The sequence below is a fragment of the Candidatus Methylomirabilota bacterium genome (assembly GCA_036002485.1).
GTDB lineage: Bacteria > Methylomirabilota > Methylomirabilia > Rokubacteriales > CSP1-6 > AR37.
The window spans coordinates 1-20,706 of record DASYTI010000175.1; the positions used below are offsets into that span (position 1 = coordinate 1).

Consider the following 20,706-nt stretch of genomic DNA (forward strand, 5'->3'; position numbering starts at 1 on the left):
CAAGGAGGACGGCTACACCGCCAAGTGGGGCGTGGACGCCACCGCGAAGCCCTCCCTCTCGGCCTACACGCCCCGCCACCGCGTCCCTCCGGAAGTCTGGCACCGAATCAACCTCAAGGACTTCGGCCTCTCGTGCGCCGAAGAGGCCAACAAGCGCAGGGCGGGTGGGGCTGGCAAGGGTGCCCTCGGGAGCGAATCCGACGAGCCGTAGCGCGCCCCGAAGCGCAGGGCGCCTCCGCCGCGCGAGCCGTCCTGCGTAGCAGGGCGGCGAGCGCAACCCCCGTCTCGGGGGATGGGGGGCAGGCGGAGGCGCCCGAGCGAGGTGGCGCGCGAGGCGAGGAGGTTTGAGCGGACGAGGGCATGCCGGTCACCGCACCCGCCCTCCCCGCGGAGATGTTGACCGCCAAACCCGCCCTTCCCGCGGGGCACGGAGTCGCGTTAGGCCGGCTTGCGGTGACTTCTCGACGGTGGTACACGGACACCAATAGGCAGGACCCGCGGCCCCACTCAATGGAGAGGAGGGTTCTCAATGGACTCCCGATCCAGTTATCTGCGTGATGGGATCATCGCCGGTCTCATCGGGGCGGCCATCGTCGCCGTCTGGTTCCTCATCTACGACGCCGCCCACGGCTATCCTTTCCGCACGCCGGCCCTGCTGGGGGCCGCCGCCCTTCAGGGGATGCGCGATCCGAGCGCGGTGACGGTCTCTCCGGGCCTGGTGGTCCAGTACACCGTGCTCCACGGCGTGGTCTTCGCCATAGTCGGCGTGCTCATCGCCTTCCTCATCGTCTCGGCGCAGAGCCAGCCCAGCCGTCTCTTGATGGTGGTCATCGCGCTTCTCTGCTTCGAGGTGGCCATCCTTGCCGTGCTGACGTGGTGGGTGCATCCGGTGATGACCACCGTGCGCTGGTGGGCCATCCTGATCGGCAATGCCCTCGCCGCTGTGAGCATGCTCCTCTACTTCTTCGTCGGCTATCGCCCGCTCGGGCGCCACCTGTTCGGACCGTGGACACGCATCGTGCGCGAAGGGTTCGTCTCGGGATTGCTCGGGGCGGCGGTGGTGGCCGTGTGGTTCCTCATCTACGATACGGTGGCCGGCGTGCCTCTGCGCACCCCGGCCCTTCTCGGGGCCGCCCTCTTTCATGGTCTGCGCGATCCCGCGGCCCTCGTCATCACCGTGCCCCTGGTTCTCGAGTACACGTTCTTTCACGGCCTCGTCTTCATCCTCTTCGGCTGGGTGGCCGCCGGCCTGCTCGCCCTGGCCGATCGCGAGCCCCGCCTTTTCTTCGGCTTCATCATGCTGTTCTGCTGCTTCGAGGTCTTCGTCTTCGCCATGATCGCCACGCTGGCCTACTGGCTGCTCGAGACCATCGCGTGGTGGACCATCCTGGTGGGCAACCTCCTGGCCGCCGGCGTGATGCTCGGGTATCTCCTGAGCTGGCACCGCGTGACGTGGCGGGAGTTCCTCCACGCCCATCAGTGAGGGCGGGGGTCGCTGTGGTACGCTCACCGTGGGCATGGCGGCGAGGTCATTCCCAGGGAGACGAGCGTGGCCACCGAGACCTATGACTGGGACGCGATCATCAATGGGCTGAACCAGTACCTCCGTCTCCGGAGCATCCCCATCGGCATGAAGCTCTTCGAGACCGTCGAGGAGATGGAGGCCATCCCGAAGATCCGCCGGCCGAAGAGCAAGCACACCACGGACCAGATCGTGGCCCAGGCCCGCCAGCTCGGCTGGACGGTGGGCATCACCATGGACGACCTGATCGGCGCCCAGTGCGGCGCGGTGATCGGGCTCCATCCCCAGGACGAGGAATGGCTCTCCGGCCATCGCATGGCCGGGGTGTGGTTCAAGACGCCGGAGGACGCGAGCCTCCACCAGCATGCCATGGACTGCGTTCCCTATGGCCGCTACCGCGCCATGGCCGTGGCGCCGCTCGCCTCCAACCGGCTCGATCCCCCGGATATCTGCCTGCTCTACGGCACGCCGGGGCAGATGATCTTCATGATCAACGGCCTGCAGTGGGTGGGCTACAGAAAGATGGCCTTCACCTCGGTCGGCGAATCGGCCTGCGCGGATTCATGGGGCAAGGCGCTCAAGACCGGCGAGCCGGCCCTGACCATCCCGTGCTATGCGGAGCGGCGCTATGGCGGGGTCGCCGACGACGAGATGCTCATGGCCACGCCGCCCTGCTACCTGCCCAAGATGCTCGACGGCCTGGCCGCCCTGTCGAAGAACGGTCTGCGCTACCCTGTGCCGCCCTACGGCATCCAGAGCGACGCGGGCGCGGGCCTCTCCGTCTCCTACTCCGAGAAGGAAAAGAAGAAGGTCTGACAGGTTCTCGTCTGCCCCCTCACCCTGCCCTCTCCCCCGATGGGGGAGAGGGATGCTCGGCAGGGACGGGTTTCTGAGGAGATCCCGCCTGCTAGAACTGGAGCTTGTCGCCGGGGCGGTCTCCTCCCGGATGTCAGGCGGGCTTGACGGTGTCGCCGGGGCGGATGACCCCGTCGTTGAGGATCTGCGCGCGCAACCCGGCGCGGTGGATGAGCGTGGCCATGACGCCGGTCTGGGTCAGGCCGTCGAGGTAGCGGCAGGGCTCGCAGAGCCGCGTGCCGCGCATACGCACGTCGCCCACCCAGAACTCGCGACCCACCAGGTGGTTGAGGGGCACGCCGGCCGTCGCGATGTTGCGGCGGCTCTCCGAGGCTGAGATCTTGATGGGCCCCTCGGCGGGCAAGGCCTCGAGCGTTTCCGTCTCGATGAGCGTCACCTCGCGTCCGCCCGCGCCGGGCCTGTCCGAGTAGTAGCCGGTCCCGAGGAAGTATCGGTCGCCTTCGAGGCCGCGACCCGTCACGGCGTGGACCTGGGGCACCGTCTCCATGGGCTGGCCGGCCGACCGCGTGATGTGGATCGAGACCACCGAGCCCTGCCACATGGAAGCCATGCTAGGCGAGGTGCCGCCGTGAATCAAGCAAATGTCGGGTACACTGCCCCTCACCTGAATCACGAACGCCAAGCGAAGAGGAGGCCCCACGTCGTGGGCGCATTCGACCTGAAGGGCAGGGTGGCGGTGGTCACGGGCGGCAATGGGGGCATCGGGTTGGGCATGGCGCGCGGGCTCGCGGAGGCCGGGGCGGCGCTCGTGGTGGCGGCGCGCAACCGCGAGAAGAGCGCGCGGGCCGTGGCCGAGCTCAAGGGGCTCGGCGCGGATGCCGAGGCGATTGCCGTGGATGTCGCGCAGGAAGCCTCGGTGGAGGCCCTGGTCAAGGAGACGGTGGCGCGCTTTGGCCGCCTCGACATCCTCGTCAACAATGCGGGTATCAACATCCGGAAAGCGCCGCACGAGCTTTCCCTCGACGAGTGGCGCCAGGTCCTCGACACCAATCTCACCAGCGCCTTCCTGGCCAGCCACGCCGTCCATCCGATCATGAAGCGGCAGGGCGGCGGCAAGATCATCAATATCGGGTCGATGATGTCGATTTTCGGCGCCTCTTTCGCGCCCGCCTATGGGGCCTCCAAGGGTGGGATCGTGCAGTTCACGAAGGCCTGTGCCTCCGCTTGGGCGCTCGACAATATCCAGGTCAATGCCGTGCTCCCGGGCTGGATAGATACCGAGCTGACCCAGCGGGCCCGGCAGCAAGTCGAAGGCCTCCACGACAGCGTCCTGCGCAGGACACCTGCCAAGCGCTGGGGCACGGGGGCCGACATGGCGGGAGTGGCCGTCTTCCTCGCGAGCCCGGCCTCCGACTTCGTGACGGGGTCGGCCATTCCTGTGGACGGCGGCTATTCCATACAGGGCTGAGTGACGCTAGAATCGAAGAACGCGATGCGTCGACCTGCTCGACATTCCCTTCTGCTATGTCTCGCCCTTGCCCTCCCCGGGTGCGCCACGGTGGGATATCTCGAGCCCGCGATCGGGCGTTCGGCGCCTGCCCCTGTCCTTCGCTTCGGTGTCGACACCTTCGCCTTTGCCAATGAGAGCCGGTCAAAGAATGTCGGCAAGCCCGACCTCTACGCCAACTACTGCTTCGTGATGGCCCGCGCCATCACGCAGTTCCACCACTTCGCGCGCTTCGCGCCGGATGCGTCACGGCTCACCCCCGCCGAGTATACCGAGCGGGTGCGCCAGGTGACGTCGCGGGCGCCATGGCATGATCCGCTGCCGCTCGAGGAGCGGGTGGTCATCCCGGGCTTCGCTTCGCTCTATGAGCTGTCGGCGGCCGAGGAGCAGGCCGTCAAGGCGGGATTGCCTGGCCGCTTATGGGGGTGGGTGCACTGGACCAACTGGCGCGTCACCTTTCCCGTGACGGGAGCCGGGCAGGAGCGTGTCGTCGTCGAGACCCTGGCCGAGATCGAGGCGGGACGGCCGGTGCAGCTCCTCGTGACGAACCTGCCCACCGTCGAGCTCAACCACACCGTGGTCGCCTACGATTACCGGGTCTACGAAGGGCGCTTTCTCGAGCTCCGGGTCTATGATCCCAACGATCCCGCCAAGCCCGGCTATATCGCCTTCGACCGCGCCGAGCGGCGCTTCTTCGCCTCGGATGTCTTCGACACCAATCCGGGCGACATACGCGCGTTCCGGATGTACTACTCCCCCCTCCTTTAGGCCGATGCCAACTTGCTTCGCCATACTTCGTTCTCGGTCGGCCCCGACCCTCAACGTACAAACGCGTACGCCTCGGGTCGGGGCCTCCCTCGGGCCTCGTCTGGCTCGCAATTTGGCATCGGCCATCATTTAACTATGGGCGCTCTCCAGGAGGGGCCGGGAACACCGTCGGGAGGGCGCCCGACTCCGAGGCCCGAACGTATCGCCATTCTTGCCGGCGGTGTGTGCACCCCGATCGGTCAAGACCTCGATGCCTTCTGGTCCGGCCTGCTCACGGGCGCCGACGGCATCTCACGCATCGAGCGCTTTGCCGTCGACGATCTCCGCGTGGGGAGCGGCGGCGAGATCAAGAAGCTCACCCGTGCCGTCGAGTGGCCCCGCGTGCCCGATTGCCGGGCGAGCCGTCTGCTCGTCTCCGCCGCGGATGATCTCCTGAGTCAGGCGGGCGCGCGGCCTCTCGCCGTGGCGCCGGAGCGTCTGGCCGTCGTGGTCGGCACGGCGCTGGGCGGCGTCGAAGAGGGCGAGCGGGCGCTGGCCGGCGAGGTGGCGCGCCTGCCGCGCGCGCTCTATGACGCGCCCGCGCATGCGCTCAAGCGCTGGCTGGGGGCCCGCGGGCCGGCCATCACGGTCGCCACCGCGTGTGCTTCGGGGGCGAGCGCCATGGGCATGGGCGCCGAGCTTCTGCGACGAGACGAGGCCGATATGGTCGTGGCGGGCGGCTACGATGGGCTCTGCCGCTTCGTCCTGCGCGGCTTCAACGGCCTCCGGTCGCTCACGCGAGACAAGGTCCGCCCCTTCGACCGGAGACGGAGCGGATTGCTGCTGGGCGAGGCCGCGGGCCTGGTCTTGCTGTGCCGCGAGCGTGATGCCGGGACGACCCGTCTGGGCACGCTCCTGGGCTATGGCAGCGCGAGCGATGCCTCGCACATCGCCGCGCCCGATCCGGACGGTCGCGGGATAGAGCGGGCCATGCGCCGCGCCCTCGCTCAAGCCGGCATCGACGCGGATGACGTGGATTTCGTCAGCGCCCACGGTACCGCCACCACGCTCAACGATGCCAGTGAGGCCAAGGCGCTGCGACGCGTGCTGGGCGCGCGGCCCGTTCCCGTCAATTCGATCAAGGGAGCGATCGGCCACACCATGGGCGCCGCGGCGGCGCTGGAAGCCATCCTCTGCCTGCTCGCGGGGCGACATGGGCAAGTCCCGGCCACCCTCGGTCTGGAGGAGCTCGACCCCGACTGCGACCTCGACCTGATCCAGGGAGGGCCCCGGGAGCTCCGCCCTCGCGTATCGCTCAGCACCTCGCTGGGCTTTGGTGGGTGCAATGCCGCGCTCGTGCTGGAGGGTGCGGCGTGATGCGAGGGCCCGCCATCCGCGCCATCGGGCTCCTGACGGGCTGGGGCATGGGGGCCGCAGCCGTGCCGCCGGATGCCGCGGCCGCCGCGAAGGGCCGTGACGTGCTCGGCCTCGACCGGCCCGCCCTCGACCCCGAGCGCTTCCGGCGCTCGCCTCGCGAATGCGTGCTGGGAGTTGCGGCGGTGGCCGCGATGCTCGAAGATGCGGGAGAGGGGCGCGAGGCCATTTCGGGCGAGGACACCGGGTTGGTGTTCGTGACGGCCGCGGCCTATGCGGCATCGAACCGGCAGCACATCGATCCCCGCGGCGCGAACGTGTACTTCCCGTATACCGCGCCGGCCGCCATGTCCGGGGAAGTCGCCATCGAGTACGGGATCACCGGGCCCTACGGCATCCTGATCGGTGGGCCGACGGCCGGCGTGGATGCCATCGCGCATGCCGCCGGAATGCTCGACGAGGAGACGTGCCGCCGGGTGCTCGTGCTCGGCGTCGAGATCTTCGAGGAATGTGCCGACCTCTATGACCGGGCGGGCGGACTCCGCGGGCCCCTCGTCGAGGCCGCCTGCTCTCTCTGGCTCGAGCCGGGCGAGGGCGCCCTGACCCTCGTGCGGGGTCGGGGCGGGCGCGGAGGCTCCGGCGGCGCGCGGCGGCGGCTGGGAGAGATGCTCGCCTGCGAGCCGCTGGCCACCCTCGCGCTCGACCGGGAGTCGCACGGACGGGGACCACTCGAGATCCACGCGGGCTGGCGCGGGGAGACCACGAGCTTGCGGTGGAGCCATGCACCATACCGGGCGCGCCGACGCGCGGCCTGATCGGAGGCGGACTGGATGACGCAGAAGGAAATCCTGGACGAGCTGAAGGCCATTATCGTGGAGCGACTGAAGTTCGATCCGCGGCGCGCGGCCGAGATGACGGCCGACACCACCCTGCCCAAGGGCATCGAAGGCTCGCTCGGGCTCGACTCGCTGGACTTCATCGAGCTCTCCGTGGCCATGGAGGAGCGCTTCGGCATCGTCATCGACGAGGGCCAGGATCTGGCCGACGAGTTCCGCTCCCTCGACAGCCTCTCGCGCTGGATCCTCTCCAAGACCGCATGACCCGCGTGGTGGTCAGCGGGCTGGGCGTGGTCAGCCCTTACGGGACTGGCGCCAAGACCTTCTGGACCGGGCTTGCGCATGGAACCTGCGCGATCCGTCCCCTGACCGCGATAGACACCGCCGGCTTCCGCTCCCGGATAGGCGCCGAGGTGCCTGCCGAGGTGCTCGCCTCGCTCGGCCCCTCGCGGCGGCGCGCCCGCGCCGACCGCCTGGCCCTGGCCGCGGCGCGCGAGGCGCTGGCCGATGCCGACATCTCCCCGGGCGATCGCGCCTGCGCGGGGCTCTTCATCGGCGCCGTGGGCGGCGGGATGCTCGAGGCCGAGGAGTGGTACTGGGAAGAGTCGCGCACGGGCCGCCCCTCGCCCAGGATAGGCGCGCTCCGCTCCGTCCTCCCGTCGACTCATGCCGAGACTCTGGGCTTCCGCCTCGGCCTCCGAGGTCCCAAGGAGACCGTGGTCATGGCCTGCGCCTCCGGCGCGGCCTCGCTCGCGCTCGGACTCGATCTGATCCGCTCCGGCGCCACCCCGCTCGCCGTCTGCGGTGGCGTGGATGCCCTCACGCGCGTCTGCTTCATGGGCTTCAATGCCCTTCGCCTCCTCGACCTCGAGCCGTGCCGTCCCTTCGACCGCGACCGGAAGGGCATGTCCATCGGCGAAGCCGCCGCCTTCGTCGTGCTCGAAGATCTCGACCACTGCCGCGACCGCGGCGGGCGCGTCTATGCGGAGCTCCTGGGGGCGGGCATGACCACCGATGCGCATCATGTCACCTCGCCCGAGCCCGCGGGGGAGGGGATGGTCCGCGCCATCGAGGAAGCGCTGACCGCGGCCGGGCGTGCGCCCGAGGATATCGGCTACGTCAACGCTCACGGGACGGGCACTCCGCAGAACGACCGGGTCGAGGCGCTGGCCCTGGCGCGAGTCTTCGGCCCGGGCCGCGTGCTCGTGAGCTCGACCAAGTCGCTGGTGGGGCACACCATGGCGGCCGCGGGCAGCGTGGAGGCGGTGGCAAGCGTGCTCGCGCTTCAGCACGGTCTGGTCCCTCCTACCGCCAACCTGCGCGCGACGGATCCGGACGTGCCCTTCGATTGTGTGCCGGAGACGGCGCGAATCGTCGAGCTCGACGCGGTCCTGTCCAATTCCTTCGGCTTCGGCGGCCAGAACGTGACCCTGGTCTTCGGCCGATGAGCGCGCCCCGCCGCGTCGTCATCACCGGGATGGGCTCGGTCAGCGCCGGCGGCATTGGCGGCACCGCCTCCGTGGCCCGGATCCTGGCCGAGACCTCGGCGACCTCCATCGGTCCCGTACGCGCCTTCGACACCACGGGCTGGCCGAGCCGGCTCGGGGCCGAGGTGGACGACGCCGCGCTCGAGGCTCTCCTCGATCCCGCCGCCGCGCGCCGGCTGTCGCGGATCTGCCGTCTGACCGTGGCGGCCTGTCGTCTCGCCGTCGAGGACTCCGGGGTGGCGCGGGGTCCCGCCCTCGGCCTGGTCGTCGGCACGGAGCATGGAGATTTCCGCTCGAGCGAGGAGTTCGTCACCGGCTACCTCAAGCGCGGGCCGTCGGGGCTTTCCCCGATGATCTTTCCCAATACGGTCATGAACAGCATGGCCGCCGTGGCCGCCATCGAGATCGGCGCCCGGGGGCCATCGGTCACGGTCAACCAGGCCACGGTGGCGGGAGATCTGGCCGTGGCGCGGGCGGCCGCCCTCGTGAGAGATGGACGCGCGGTCGCGGTGGTGGCGGGAGGCGTCGACGAGCTCCTCGCCCACGTCTACCGGCGGTTGAGCGAGATGGGCATGCTCTCGCCCGGGGCCGGCCGCGGCACGGAAGGCTGCCGACCGTATGAGCCGGACCACAATGGAGCGGTGCTCGGCGAAGGAGCGACCTTTCTCGTCCTGGAGGATCTGGAATCCGCGCGCGCGCGCGGAGCGGTCGTCTACGCCGAGATCCGGTCGGCCGCGTCCGGGAATCTGCCCGTGGCTCCCCACACCGCCCCCCGCGGCCGGCGCGATCCCCACTCGCCGGCCCTCCGGGCTCTGGCCTCGACGGGAGCGGCGCCGTCGGCCGTCACCGCGTGCTACGGCTCCGGCAATGGCGATCCCGCCCTCGACGACTGGGAGCTTGGCCTCTTGGCCGCCGACCGCTTCCCCGCTCCCATATCGCTGGCCCCTCGCTTCGGACAGCACGGTGGGCTCGGCGCGCTCCGGGTCGCGGCCGCGGCCCTCCATGACGGGGGCAGCATGCCCACCCCCGCCCGTGAGCTCGTCATGGTCCACGGGCTCGCCCGTGGCGGCTGCCGCACCGCGCTTCTCATCGACCGCGCGGCATGAGCGATCACGTCACCGTCATTCCCGTCTTCAACGAGGCGGCCACGATTGGCGGCCTCGTCGCGCGCGCCGCCCTCCATGGCCCGGTCATCGTGGTGGACGACGGCTCGTGGGACGGGAGCGACGAGGCGGCGGCGGCGGCCGGAGCCGTCATCCTCCGGACGGGCGGGCGGTCGGGCAAGGGCGCGGCCCTCCGCCTTGGCTTCGCGGGCGCCCTCGCTCGCGCGGCCGAGCGGGTGGTCACTCTCGACGGCGACGGCCAGCACGACCCCGATGATATCCCGCGCCTCCTCGCGGCTTCCGAGCCCGAGCCCCGGGCCCTCGTGGTCGGAGGCCGGCTGGGCGGCGGCGGGTTCATGGAGCCGGCTAGACTGCACGCGCTGCGAGTGTCGGGATTCTTCATCAACTGGCTCACCGGTCAGCCGATCGGCGACACGCAGTCGGGCTTCCGCGTCTATCCGTGCGACCTTCTCGAGCGCGTGGCCCCCCGCCGAGGCGGCTTCGTGTTCGAGACAGAGGTGCTCGTGCGCTCCGCGGCCGCCGGGTATGCCATCCAGGAAGTTCCCATCAGCGCGCTTCGCACCGCGAGCCGGCCCAGCCGCTTCCGCCCGCTCCGCGACGGCGCCGCCGTCACGAGCTACCTCGCGGGGCAGGGGCTGCGTCGCTGGGCCCGCGATGCCGGCATGGTGGCCCGCGCCCTCGTTCGTCCCTTCACGGGGGCGCGGCGGCGGCCTCGCCACGCTGAGCTCGCGCGGTTCACCGCGCCGTACCGCCACAACCCGGGCGCCTTCGCCTCCGCGCTCGGCGTCTTCACGCTCCACCAGATCACCGAGACATGGCGGGTTTGGTGGAGCGATCCGCGCGCACGCGTGATGCGGCGGGCCGCCCTCGCCACCGCCATGCTGCCGGCCCTGGGCCTGGCCGCGACCGTCCAGTGGGCGCTGGGTCTCCGTCGGCTCGGCATCGATCTCGTCGCTCCGCTCGTGCGCTCGGCCTACGGCCAGGAGCGCCTCGCCCGCGCCGCGACGGGGCCGGCTTCTGCGCGCGGGGCGAGAGCCCAGGCGCGGGCGGACTACGACGTGCTGGTGGTGGGGGGCGGCCCGGGCGGATCCACGGTAGCGACCTTCCTGGCGCGCGGCGGGCTTCGCGTGGCGGTGGCCGAGCGTGAGGTCTTCCCGCGATTCCATATCGGCGAGTCGCTCCTGCCCGCCAACCTTCCCGTTCTCGACCGTCTCGGGGTGCGCGAGCGCATCGAGAAGCGCGGCTTCATCCTGAAGTACGGCGCGGCCTTTCACGACCAGGAGTCCGATCTCGAGTACCGCTTCTATTTCCAGGAGGGCAAACCCTGGCCGAATCACGCCTATGAAGTGCCGCGGGCCGAGTTCGACCAGGTCCTCCTCGAGCACGCCGGCGCGGAGTCCGGGGTCTCCCTGCTCCAGCCCGCCACCGTGGAGAGCGTGGAGTTCGACGCCGAGGGGATGACGGCCGAGATACGCGAGGGCGATGCGCGCCGGGTCGTCCGCGCTCGCTTCCTCGTCGACGCCAGTGGACGCGACGGATTTCTCGCCTCTCGCCGGCAGCACCGCCGCACGGCCATTCCCGGGCTCGGCAAGGTCTCGCTCTTCGCCCACTTCGAGGGCGCGGCGCGCTGGACGGGGCGGGAAGAGGGCATGATCCGGATCTTCGTCTTCGAGGACGGGTGGTTCTGGTGGATCCCGTTGGCGGGGACGGTGACCAGCGTGGGCTGCGTGCTCCATGCCCGGACGGCCCGCGACCGCCCGGGCTCTCTCGAGGCGCTGTTCGACGAGATGATTCGCCGCTGCCGCCGCGTGGCGGAGGGCTTGCGGGAAGCGCGCCGCATCACGCCGGTCATGTCCGCGGCCAACTTCTCCTACCGCGCCGACCCCGTGGTGGGCAACCGCTTTCTCTGTGTGGGCGATGCCCTGGCCTTCGTCGACCCGATCTTCTCCTCGGGCGTGTACGTGGCCATGCAGACGGCGGAGATCGCCTCGGGCGAGATCCTCCGCGCCTTCGCGGCGGACCACTTCGAGGCGGATCGCTTTCGCGCCTACCAGCGGCGATTCCAGCGAGGCATCGGCCCCTTCGTGCGCTTCATCCGTCAGTACTACGAGCCAGCCTTCCTCGAGATCTTTCTCAGGCCCCGCAAGAACTTCGCCATGCTCGACAGCGTCACCGGCGTGCTGGCGGGCGGCGCCTTTCTCCGCATGCGCTGGCGCATGCGCCTGTCCCTCGTGCTCTTCTTCGCCATCGTCCGCTTCAATCGATGGGGGCGTCGACGCCGAAACCTGCCCGTCGAGTCCCGGCTCGAGTGGTGAGCGGGAGACGATGGCGTCGCCGGTGGGCGTGAGGCTTCGCGAGCTTCTCCCCCGCGGGTACACCTTCACGATCGTGGGCATCGCGGTCGGCGTGGCGGGCCTCGTCGCCCTCGGGGCCATGGCCGAGCGGATCACGCGCTTCATCGAGGGCGGCGATCGCTTCGTGCTCGGGCAGATCTCGGTCGCGGGCGAAGGGATGGGCATGGGCACCGGCTTCACCGCGGGCGGGCTGCTCTCCGCCGCCAAGATCGCCGAGATCGCCGCGGTGCCGGGCGTCTCGGGTGTCCAGGCCCAGGTCATGATGCCGCTCAATACGAGCACCTCGCAGTTCTTGACCCTCACCCAGGAGCTGGTCTTCGGGATGGACCTGAGCGTGCCCATTCCCAATCGTCACTATCGGGAGCTGCCGGTGCGGGCGGGCCGCCCTCTTCGCGCAGCAGACCGGCGCGTGACCGTGCTGGGCGCCGATTTCGCGATCTCGCGGAAGCTCGGGGTGGGCAACTCCGTCGCCCTCGGCGGGCAGGACTTCGCGGTGGTGGGCGTTCTCGACAAGACCTTCACGGCTCCGGATCGCTTCGCCCTCGTCTCGATCGACGACGCGCGCGATCTGTGGCTGCGCCGCGACCCCCTCCTCGTCCAGGCTTTCGGGGCGGGCAGCTTGAGACGGAATGACCTCAACACGGGAGCGGCGGTGGGCTGGAAGGACGGCGAGGACCCCGACGCGCTCGCCCGACGCATCCAGGCCACCGTGCCCAAGGTCAATGTCACCATCCCCGGCGAGATCAGCCGGCTCCTGCGTCAGTCGACCGCGTTCTTCTCGGCGCTCCTCCTGGGTATCGCGGTCCTGGGGCTTCTCATCGGCGGCCTGTCCCTGTCCAACACGGTGACCGCGGCCATCTTCGAGCGCATTCGCGACTTCGGGGTCAAGCGCGCCCTGGGCGCCACCGATCTCCACCTCCTCCGCGAAGTCCTGGGCGAGGCGCTCGGCGTCAGCCTCTCGGGCGGGGTGGCGGGCGTGCTGCTGGCCCTCTGCGTCGGCACCGCCGTCGACACGCGGGCCATACGCGAAGGACAGCAGCTCTTTCTTTTCTCGCCTCGCCTCCTGGCCTTCGCGGTCGTGTTCTCGGTCGTGCTGGGCGGGCTCGCGGCCGCCTATGCCACCCTCCGCATTGCGCGCCTCTCTCCCGCCGAAGCCATCCGGCGGGGAAGCTGAGATGCATTTTCTCAGCCCTCGCCTCGCCGCTGATCCACTCAGCTCTCGTCTCGTGGCTTCGCCACTCAACTCGAACTGCCACGCCTCCGGGAGCCATTCAGCCCTCGCCTCGGGACGGCCGGCGGCCGCCGCTCAGCTCGAACAGCGGGCCCCGTCTCAGCTCGATTTTCTCGGCCCTCGCCTCGCCGGGCTCCTCGCCTCCGGCTCGTCGGCCCCGTCTCAGCTCGAACATCTATGCTCCTGAGGGCGAGGGGACTCAGCAAGACTTTCACGGGCCCCGGCGGCACGCCCGTTCCCGTGCTCCATGGTATTGACCTCGAGGTCAAGGGCGGCGAGCTGGTCGCCGTCTCCGGCGTCTCGGGCTCCGGGAAGTCCACCCTGCTCAACCTGATCGGGCTGCTGGAGCCGCTCGACGCGGGAGAGATCTGGCTTGGTGAAGAGCGCGTGAGTCACCTGGGGCGTCAGGCCCAGTGTCGCGTCCGCGGCGCCTCCATCGGCTATGTGTTCCAGTCCTTCCTGCTCCTCGCGGGCCTGACGGCCCTCGACAATGTGATGCTGGCCGCTCGCTACGTCGGCCGCGATCGCGCCGACGCCCGCCGGGAAGCCCTCGGGCTCATGGAGCGTCTGGGTGTCGCCCACCGGGCCACGCATCATCCGGCGCAGCTCTCGGGCGGCGAGCAGCAGCGCGTCGCCTTCTGTCGCGCCGTGCTGAACCGTCCACCCCTCGTGCTCGCGGACGAGCCGACGGGCAACCTCGACGACGAGCATGCCCGGGTCATCCTGGACGAGCTCCACGCGCTGGCCGCCGACCGCGGCACGGGCGTGATGCTCGTCACGCACCGGACCGAGGCCAGCGCCCGGGCCGATCGCGTGCTGCGTCTCGATCAGGGACGGCTCGCGACTCGATGAGGACAGAACTCGCCCGGCATTTTCCGCCCGCCGCGTGAGTATTCTCCGCTCGCCCTGGGCGGTCGCGGGCCTTCTTGCGCTGCTCACGCTGGCCCTCCTGTTGCCGTGGCTGGGCGCGGTCCCCTTCGACGATCCTGGCGAGGGACAGCACGCGGAGATCGCGCGTGAGATCGTCCTCTCGGGTGACTGGCTCACCCTCCGCCTGACGGGCATCCGCTACTTCGACAAGCCCCCGCTGCTCTACTGGCTGATCGCCGCGGGGTTCAAGGCCATGGGTATCTCGGAATGGGTGGCGCGCCTGCCTGCCGCCCTGGGGGCCGCCGCCGCGGTGGGAGGGACGACGCTTCTCGGCGCCCGCCTTCTGGGCCCCGGAGCTGGCGCCCTGGCCGGCGCGGGACTGCTCTCGTGCGCTCTCTTCGCCGCCTTCGGCCGCTATGTGCGACCCGAGACCCTCTTCGTCGCCGCGATCCAGTGGGGATTCACCGGCCTCCTTCTCGCGCTCGCACCTTATTGGTTCCGGGGGGGAGCGGCGCCGGTTTTCTTGGGGGTTGGCTCGGCTCGCGTTCGGCTGCGCCTCACACGGCCACCCCAGACCCGGCCACCGGATGATGAAGGGCCGCGCGCCAGGTGGTGGGCCGTGGTTGGCTGCGCCGCGCTCGGCGTGGCGGCGCTGAGCAAGGATGTCTTCGGGCTCGTGGGACCGCTCGGCGCCGTCGCCTTGGCGCTGGTCCTGGGCGGGCGGCTTTATCCCATGGGGCGCTGGCTGCCCCCTCTCGGCCTGGCCGTGCTTCTCATTCTGGGCCTGGGCTGGTATGCGCTCACCACGATGCGCAATCCCGGCTTTCTCTGGTACACCGTCGTGGACAATCACCTTCTCAACGCGCTCCAGCTACGCCAGTTCCCGGACGAAGACGTGCCGCTCTCCTCGCTCGAGTTCCTCCTCGTGGCCGGACTCGGCGCCTTTCCCTGGATCCTTCCGGCCGCGCTCGAGGTCGGGCAGCTCGCGAGACGCCGAGCCTGGAGATTCGCCGAGGACATCCCGTGGGTGGCCCTGGCCCTGTGGGCCGTCGGCATCTTTCTCGTCTTCACGCTTTCGGCCTTCAAGCTGCCGCACTATGGTCTGCCCGCCTATCCGGCCATCGCGCTGCTTGCCGCGCGTTGGTGGTCGCGGCGAGAGCCGCCGGACCGGCGACCCGCCCTCTGGCATCTGGCCGTATTCGGGCTGCTCGCCGCGATCCTCGGAGCCGCCGCCCTCACGGATGGGCGCGGCTTCATGGACACGATCTTCTCGGCCACCGATGTCTACTCACGCAAAGAAGCGCTCGCGACGCAGATCGCGCCGCTCCCCGCGTGGTCGGCCTTGCGCCCGCTCGTCTGGCACACCGCGCTCGTCTTTGCCCTGGCCGCCGCCCTGCTCGCCGCGGCCGCCGTGTGGCGGGCGGGACGGCTCGCCGCCTGCACCGTCGCCGTCACCATGCTGGCCATCGTGCCGAGCATAGGCCAGGCTCTGGGGCTCGTCTCCACGGCCCGCGCCGTCTCCGCCATGGCGGCAGAGATACGGCTCGGCTGGTCGCCTGACGGCGTGCTCATCCATGAGGGTCCAATCGAGAACTCAGGGGCCCTCGAGCTCTATGCGGGCGTGCGGCCCGTGCTGGTGGAGGCGAGGCGCAGCGTGCTCGGCATCGGGTCGACCTTTCCCGAGGCCGCCGATACCTTCTGGGATGCGGACCGGTTCACGCGCGTGTGGCTATCGAACCGTCGCGCCTTGCTCGTGACCACGCGCGATCCCGCGCGAAGCCTCGTCGCGAAAATGCCGCGTGACCGCGTGCATCTCCTGGCCTCTCGGCAGGGCCGCTGGCTCTGGAGCAATACTCCGCCCCGAGCCTAGAGACGAGTGCTCAAGAACTCGCAGGCGGTTCAAAAAGGTCCAGATGCGAGGCGGCGCCCCGCCGTTCGAGTTACGCTCCGGCCATCGGCCGACGGGAGACGAGGGCTGAGTCGATCCGCAGGTGAGGCGTTGTTCTCACTCAGCCCTCGCCTCGTGGCTACGCCCCTCAGCTCGAAATGCCACGTACATTGAACCTGCGGCCGAGGGCGCCGTCACATGGTTGCGTAGATGAGAATGACCCTGGTTCAGCGCCTGGGTCTCTTCGCGCAAGCGCTCATCGCCGCAGATGGGCCTTTTTCAGCCGCCTGTCCCCTCAGATTTCCCGATAGAAGAGCAGGAGGAGCCCGACGAGAGCCAGGCCGGGCGCCCAGATCCGCCCCGCGATGGCGCCTTCTCGTTCCGGAAGCCTGAGCTCGAGCCATCGGGACCAGCCCACGACGATGGCCACCACGGCCAGGGGCAGGTGAGTCACCTCCATCAAGTACGCCTCCTTGATGTTCTGCAGCGTGTGGGCGTGCGCCAAGAGCAGCGCCCCGCTGATCGCGCAGACAAAGGGAAACACGAGGGCGAGCCGCTCGTCGCGCAGTCGCCCCGTCCGCACCAGCCACTCGAAGACGCCGAAGATCACGGGGAGGACGCCGAGGAGACGGTGCTGCAGCACCTCCGGATCCCCCAAGCTTTGCCAGAAGCCCTGCGGTCCCAGCGGCCAGGCTTCGGGATCGCTTCGAAAGAGCAGGAAGGCCCCCAGCCCCACCAAGAGAAGCGGCCAGTTGCGCGCCCACGGCGCCCGTCCCGTGCGCTCGAGAACGGCGAGGAGGCCCATGGCCAGGACGAAGAGCCCGGAGACATTGTGGTTGTACTCGGACCAGAGGCTGTCCTGGATCGTGCGGGGCGCCTCCTTGTCCGTGAGGTCCGATGCCTGCGCCAGCTCGGTGAAGGACGGCGTGGAGAGCGTCGGCCACCTCGGCGTGAAGCGGAACGCGACCTCCGCGAGAGTCGCGCGATCGGCCATCTGGTCCACGGCGGGCGGCACGGAGCCGAGGGCCGCGGCCAGGAAGAGCACGGTCACGGCCGCGCCAACTTCCACCTCGACGAGCCGGCGGAGCGTGAGGGACGGCACGTGCGCGTCTCCGCGGAGGCGACGCGCCGCGAGGAAATTGAGCGCTCCCAGGCCGAGGAGACCGAGAAAGAGCACGCTCTTGGTCAAGGTCATGGCGCCATACGCCGTGCCCAGAGCGGCGCCGGGCCCGCCCACATAGAGAAGCCAGAGCCCGACGGCCGCGGCGGCCAGCATCAGCACGGCCCCCTGAGCCATCAGAGAGAATCGGCGGAGCGTCTCGGCCGGCCAGGGCCGCGAGGCGCGACGCCATGCCAACACAAGGAGATGGACGAGTGAACCCACCCACACACCCGCGGCGAGCTGATGGGCGGCATCGAGAGCGAGAAAGAGTGCGCCCCGGTCTAGCCGGCCCACCGCGTGGCTCATCCATGCCGCGCTCGCCGTGGCGGCCGCGGCCAGGGCGACCAGCGCGAGCCAGCGGGCCAGCGAGCATGGGCTCCCGCGCACGAGGGCGCAAGTGGCCATCACGGCGCCGAAGAGCAGCACGCGCGCGAGGGCGGCGAAGAAGAGAGGTGTCCCAAGCGCCTGGGTCACGGGCCAGCCGTCCGGGCCGGCCGTGGAGGCCAGCACCACGAGGAAGGATCCGACCTGGCAGGTCGCGGCAAGCCCGGCCCCCGTGGCAGCGATTCCGAGCGCGCGTCCGATGTCCCGCTCGACATCGCGCTCGCGCAAGAGCCAGCGGCGTAGCACGAGGAAGCCGAGCACCGCGCCGCCTATGGCCACGGACTGTCCCACCAGGCCGAGCGCCCTCAGGTAGACCTGGACGAGAGCAATCATGGCCTGCGGCTCAGGGGCGAGCGACGGGGGAGCCGGCCAGACGCTCGAGCAAGGCGAGGGTGATGACGCGGGCCGCGCCGGGGCGCCGGATCTCCCGCATGCGCTTGGCGAGATCGGTCAAGAGACCCGGCTCGGTCAATGTCCGGCGCACTACGGCACCCAGCTCCGCGGCCGACCGGGCGCGGAGGGCGGCGCCCGCCTCCACGATGAAGCGCTCATTGCGCCGCTCGTGGCCCGGGAGAGACCCGAAGCAGACCACGGGCAGATCGCAGGCGATGGCTTCGGCCAGGGACACGCCGCCCGCCTTGGTGACGAGGAGGTCGGCGGCCGCCATGAGCTGGCGCATCTCGTCCGTGTAGCCGAGCACGCGGACGCGGCGGCCGGCGCCCCGGATGGATTCCTGGAGCCGCGCGCGGAGGGCGCCGTCGTGACCCGCGACGATCAGGGCCTGGAGCGGCACGGGCAGATCGCGAAGCACGCCGGTCGCCGCGGGCAGGTCGCCCGTCCATCCGAAGGCGCCCGCCATGGCGAGCACGACCGGGCGCTCGAGATCGAGACCGAGGGCCCGGCGCGCGGAGGTGGGGTCGGCCGGCTGCTCGAACTCGGCGCGCACGGGCAGGCCGCTGGCGAGCACGCGATCGGGCGCGATGCCGTGGGCGATGAGATCGGCGCGGACGCTCTCCGCGGGAACGCAGTGGAGATCCACCAGGGGCGGAATCCATTGGCGGTGAACGGCGAAGTCGCTATACACGAGGGCGTGGGGAATGCGCGTGACGCCGCGGCGGCGCAGGTCCGACAACGCGCCCGCCGGCGTCGGGTGCGTGGAGACGACGAGATCGGGCCGCTCGCGCTCGAGCAGGCTCAGGAGCCGCGGCGTGCCCAGCGACCCCATGCCGAAGACGAGCCCCGAGGACGGGCTCAACCGGTCGCCCACCCAGTAGCCGAAGCCCCAGAGAGCGGGAGCCCGGCGCAGGATCGCCCCGTAGAGACGGCGGCTCCACCGGTCGAAGGCGGGATGCACGAGATCGCGGAAGTGATCGACGATGCGCGTCTCCGCGCCGGCCGCCTGCAGAGACGCGTCGAGGGCGCGGGCAACCGCATTGTGTCCGGAGCCGTAGCTGGCCGACAGGATGAGGACTCGCGGAGCGGCCGTACCCACAGCGGCAAAATGGTAGCATGAGCATCATGCCCGCGTTCGTGAAGTAGCTCGCCACGCGACAGATTGGGTGGTGGGGCCGCACCGCTTTTGCTAAGGTGGCGGGGACATGATGGCTGACTATCTCCGCACGCTCTTTCTGCACCCGCCGTCTCCGGACGGCTTCGACGGCGGCGCCGGCTCTCGTTACCAGGCCAAGCGAGAGATTCGCTCCTTCTGGTACCCCACCTGGCTTGCCCAGCCGGCGGCCCTCGTCCCGGGCTCCCGGCTGATCGATGCGCCGCCCGACGGGCTCACCCTGGACGATGTCCGGCCGCTCGCGCGACAGTACGACCTCTGCGTCATGCACACGAGCACGCCGTCCTTCCCGGGAGACGTGCGGGTGGCCGAAGCCCTCAAGGCCGAGAACCCGCGACTGCTCATCGGCATGGTAGGCGCGGCGGTGGCCGTGGCCCGCGAGGCGTCGCTTGACGCGAGCCCGGCCCTGGACTTCGTGGCGGGGAGCGAGTTCGACTTCACCATCCAGGAAGTGGCCCAGGGGCGCCCGCTCGTCGACGTGGCGGGACTGTCCTGTCGGGTCAACGGCCGGCTCGAGCACACGCCGGAGCGACCGATCCTCGAGAACATGGATCTTCTTCCGTTCGTCACGCCGATCTACAAGCGCGACCTGACGGTGGAGCACTACGCGATCGGCTATCTCCACCACCCGTACGTCTCGCTCTACACGGGCCGCGGATGCCGCTCCAAGTGCACGTTCTGTCTCTGGCCCCAGACGGTGGGCGGCCAGCGCTACCGGACACGGAGCGTGGGGCACGTGGCGGAGGAGATGGCCCTGGCCCAGCGGCTCTTCCCGCAGGTGAAGGAGTTCTTCTTCGACGACGACACGTTCACCGACGACCTGCCGCGGGCCGAGGCCATCGCGAGGGAGCTGGGCAAGCTCGGCATCACCTGGTCGGTCAATGCCAAGGCGAATGTGCCCTACGCGACGCTCAAGGTCCTCAAGGACAACGGCCTGCGCCTCCTGCTCGTGGGGTACGAGTCCGGCAACCAGCAGATCCTGAACAATATCAAGAAGGGCGTCCGCCTCGACCTCGCCCGGCGCTTCACGCGCGACTGCAAGGCGCTCGGCATCGCGATTCACGGCACCTTCATCCTGGGCCTGCCCGGGGAGACGCGCGAGACCATCCAGGAGACCATCCGGTTCGCCTGCGAGATCGACCCGACGACCATCCAGGTCTCTCTCGCCGCGCCGTATCCGGGCACGGCGCTCTTTGCCGAGGCCCAGCGCAATGGCTGGATGGAGGCCGAGGCGCTCGTGGACGAGGCGGGGGTGCAGGCGAGCGCCATCGGGTATCCGCACCTCTCGCGGACGGAGATCTTCCAGTCCGTGGACCTCGTGTACCGGCGCTTCTACTTCCGCCCGCGAAAGATGATCTCGCTGGGCGCGGAGATGCTGCGCGACCGCGAGGTGATGCGCCGCCGGCTCCACGAGGGGCGCGACTTCCTCCGCTTCCTCCGCCAGCACCGCGCTGCAGTTCCCGCGATCAACTAGTACCCCATCGCTTCGTCGTCGCGCGGTGGCGGGCGGGTGGCGCCGGCGTGACTTCCTGCACTTTCAGTGACGGGCACTCCAGACAGCGCGAGTTGTCCTCTCCTCTCCGGGAGGGCGGGTGGCGGGCAGGCATTCCCTCGGGAGCGAATCCGACGAGCCGTAGCGCGCCCCGAAGCGCAGGGCGCCTCCGCCGCGCGAACCGTCCCTGCGAAGCAGGGCGGCGAGCGCAACCCCCGTCTCGGGGGATGGGGGGCAGGCGGAGGCGCCCGAGCGAGGTGGCGCGCGAGGCGAGGAGGTTGAGCGCACGAGGGAATGCCTGCCCGCCGCCCGCCCGCGCTCGCACGCGGGTCCCGAACGCCTCGC

18 protein-coding genes are annotated in these 20,706 nt (G+C 70.2%); 15 read left to right on the forward strand and 3 right to left on the reverse strand.

All coding sequences use genetic code 11. The annotated features are described in order from the left end of the window. From VGT00_16250 to VGT00_16260, 3 genes are all read left to right on the forward strand, one after another. Nucleotides 1-211: hypothetical protein (locus tag VGT00_16250; protein ID HEV8532975.1), on the forward strand; the 211-nt coding region annotated here is incomplete at its 5' end. Nucleotides 212-529: 318 nt separating this feature from the next. Beyond that, on the forward strand, nt 530-1,483 hold the full coding sequence (locus tag VGT00_16255) for a hypothetical protein (GenBank protein HEV8532976.1): 954 nt from the start codon (nt 530-532) through the stop codon (nt 1,481-1,483). A 66-nt stretch (nt 1,484-1,549) separates the two neighbouring features. Beyond that, complete coding sequence (locus tag VGT00_16260; GenBank protein HEV8532977.1) at nt 1,550-2,338, forward strand: DUF169 domain-containing protein; 789 nt, start codon at nt 1,550-1,552, stop codon at nt 2,336-2,338. A 133-nt stretch (nt 2,339-2,471) separates the two neighbouring features. Here the strand turns inward: VGT00_16260 and VGT00_16265 are convergent, their stop codons facing one another. After that, nucleotides 2,472-2,939, reverse strand: coding sequence for an MOSC domain-containing protein (locus VGT00_16265; GenBank protein HEV8532978.1), 468 nt, complete (start codon nt 2,937-2,939; stop codon nt 2,472-2,474). A gap of 102 nt (nt 2,940-3,041) precedes the next feature. On the opposite strand from VGT00_16265, the gene VGT00_16270 reads away from it, so the two are divergent. From VGT00_16270 to VGT00_16320, 11 genes are all read left to right on the forward strand, one after another. Next, on the forward strand, nt 3,042-3,806 hold the full coding sequence (locus VGT00_16270; protein HEV8532979.1) for a glucose 1-dehydrogenase: 765 nt from the start codon (nt 3,042-3,044) through the stop codon (nt 3,804-3,806). Nucleotides 3,807-3,896: 90 nt separating this feature from the next. After that, a complete protein-coding gene (locus VGT00_16275; GenBank protein HEV8532980.1) occupies nt 3,897-4,613 on the forward strand; it encodes a hypothetical protein in 717 nt (238 codons plus the stop codon). 135 nt (nt 4,614-4,748) lie between these two features. Then, nucleotides 4,749-5,969 carry a beta-ketoacyl-[acyl-carrier-protein] synthase family protein gene (locus VGT00_16280; GenBank protein HEV8532981.1) on the forward strand — a complete coding sequence of 407 codons (1,221 nt, stop codon included), beginning with the start codon at nt 4,749-4,751 and terminating at the stop codon, nt 5,967-5,969. Then, complete coding sequence (locus VGT00_16285; GenBank protein ID HEV8532982.1) at nt 5,969-6,781, forward strand: beta-ketoacyl synthase N-terminal-like domain-containing protein; 813 nt, start codon at nt 5,969-5,971, stop codon at nt 6,779-6,781. Before VGT00_16280 ends, VGT00_16285 begins: the two co-directional genes overlap by 1 nt. Nucleotides 6,782-6,796: 15 nt before the next feature. Beyond that, the gene (locus VGT00_16290; protein HEV8532983.1) at nt 6,797-7,066 is read left to right on the forward strand and encodes an acyl carrier protein; all 270 of its coding nucleotides are present in this window, start codon (nt 6,797-6,799) and stop codon (nt 7,064-7,066) included. After that, complete coding sequence (locus VGT00_16295; GenBank protein ID HEV8532984.1) at nt 7,063-8,250, forward strand: beta-ketoacyl-[acyl-carrier-protein] synthase family protein; 1,188 nt, start codon at nt 7,063-7,065, stop codon at nt 8,248-8,250. The genes VGT00_16290 and VGT00_16295 overlap by 4 nt, the downstream gene beginning before the upstream one ends. Next, the gene (locus tag VGT00_16300) at nt 8,247-9,395 is read left to right on the forward strand and encodes a beta-ketoacyl synthase N-terminal-like domain-containing protein (GenBank protein HEV8532985.1); all 1,149 of its coding nucleotides are present in this window, start codon (nt 8,247-8,249) and stop codon (nt 9,393-9,395) included. Before VGT00_16295 ends, VGT00_16300 begins: the two co-directional genes overlap by 4 nt. Beyond that, complete coding sequence (locus VGT00_16305; GenBank protein HEV8532986.1) at nt 9,392-11,728, forward strand: tryptophan 7-halogenase; 2,337 nt, start codon at nt 9,392-9,394, stop codon at nt 11,726-11,728. The genes VGT00_16300 and VGT00_16305 overlap by 4 nt, the downstream gene beginning before the upstream one ends. A 10-nt stretch (nt 11,729-11,738) precedes the next feature. After that, a complete protein-coding gene (locus tag VGT00_16310) occupies nt 11,739-12,941 on the forward strand; it encodes an ABC transporter permease (protein ID HEV8532987.1) in 1,203 nt (400 codons plus the stop codon). A 234-nt stretch (nt 12,942-13,175) separates the two neighbouring features. Beyond that, entirely contained in the window at nt 13,176-13,850 is a 675-nt protein-coding gene (locus VGT00_16315; GenBank protein ID HEV8532988.1) for an ABC transporter ATP-binding protein, read from the forward strand. Nucleotides 13,851-13,884: 34 nt separating this feature from the next. Continuing rightward, nucleotides 13,885-15,738: a glycosyltransferase family 39 protein gene (locus VGT00_16320; GenBank protein HEV8532989.1), complete on the forward strand. Its 1,854-nt coding sequence runs from the start codon at nt 13,885-13,887 to the stop codon at nt 15,736-15,738. A 313-nt stretch (nt 15,739-16,051) separates the two neighbouring features. Here VGT00_16320 and VGT00_16325 read toward each other — a convergent pair whose 3' ends face one another. Together VGT00_16325 and VGT00_16330 are read right to left on the reverse strand one after the other, a co-directional pair. Next, the gene (locus VGT00_16325) at nt 16,052-17,635 is read right to left on the reverse strand and encodes a CopD family protein (GenBank protein ID HEV8532990.1); all 1,584 of its coding nucleotides are present in this window, start codon (nt 17,633-17,635) and stop codon (nt 16,052-16,054) included. Nucleotides 17,636-17,645: 10 nt separating this feature from the next. Further along, on the reverse strand, nt 17,646-18,794 hold the full coding sequence (locus tag VGT00_16330) for a glycosyltransferase (GenBank protein ID HEV8532991.1): 1,149 nt from the start codon (nt 18,792-18,794) through the stop codon (nt 17,646-17,648). Nucleotides 18,795-18,903: 109 nt separating this feature from the next. On the opposite strand from VGT00_16330, the gene hpnJ reads away from it, so the two are divergent. Further along, on the forward strand, nt 18,904-20,343 hold the full coding sequence (gene hpnJ / locus VGT00_16335) for a hopanoid biosynthesis associated radical SAM protein HpnJ (GenBank protein HEV8532992.1): 1,440 nt from the start codon (nt 18,904-18,906) through the stop codon (nt 20,341-20,343). Nucleotides 20,344-20,706 lie beyond the last annotated feature (363 nt).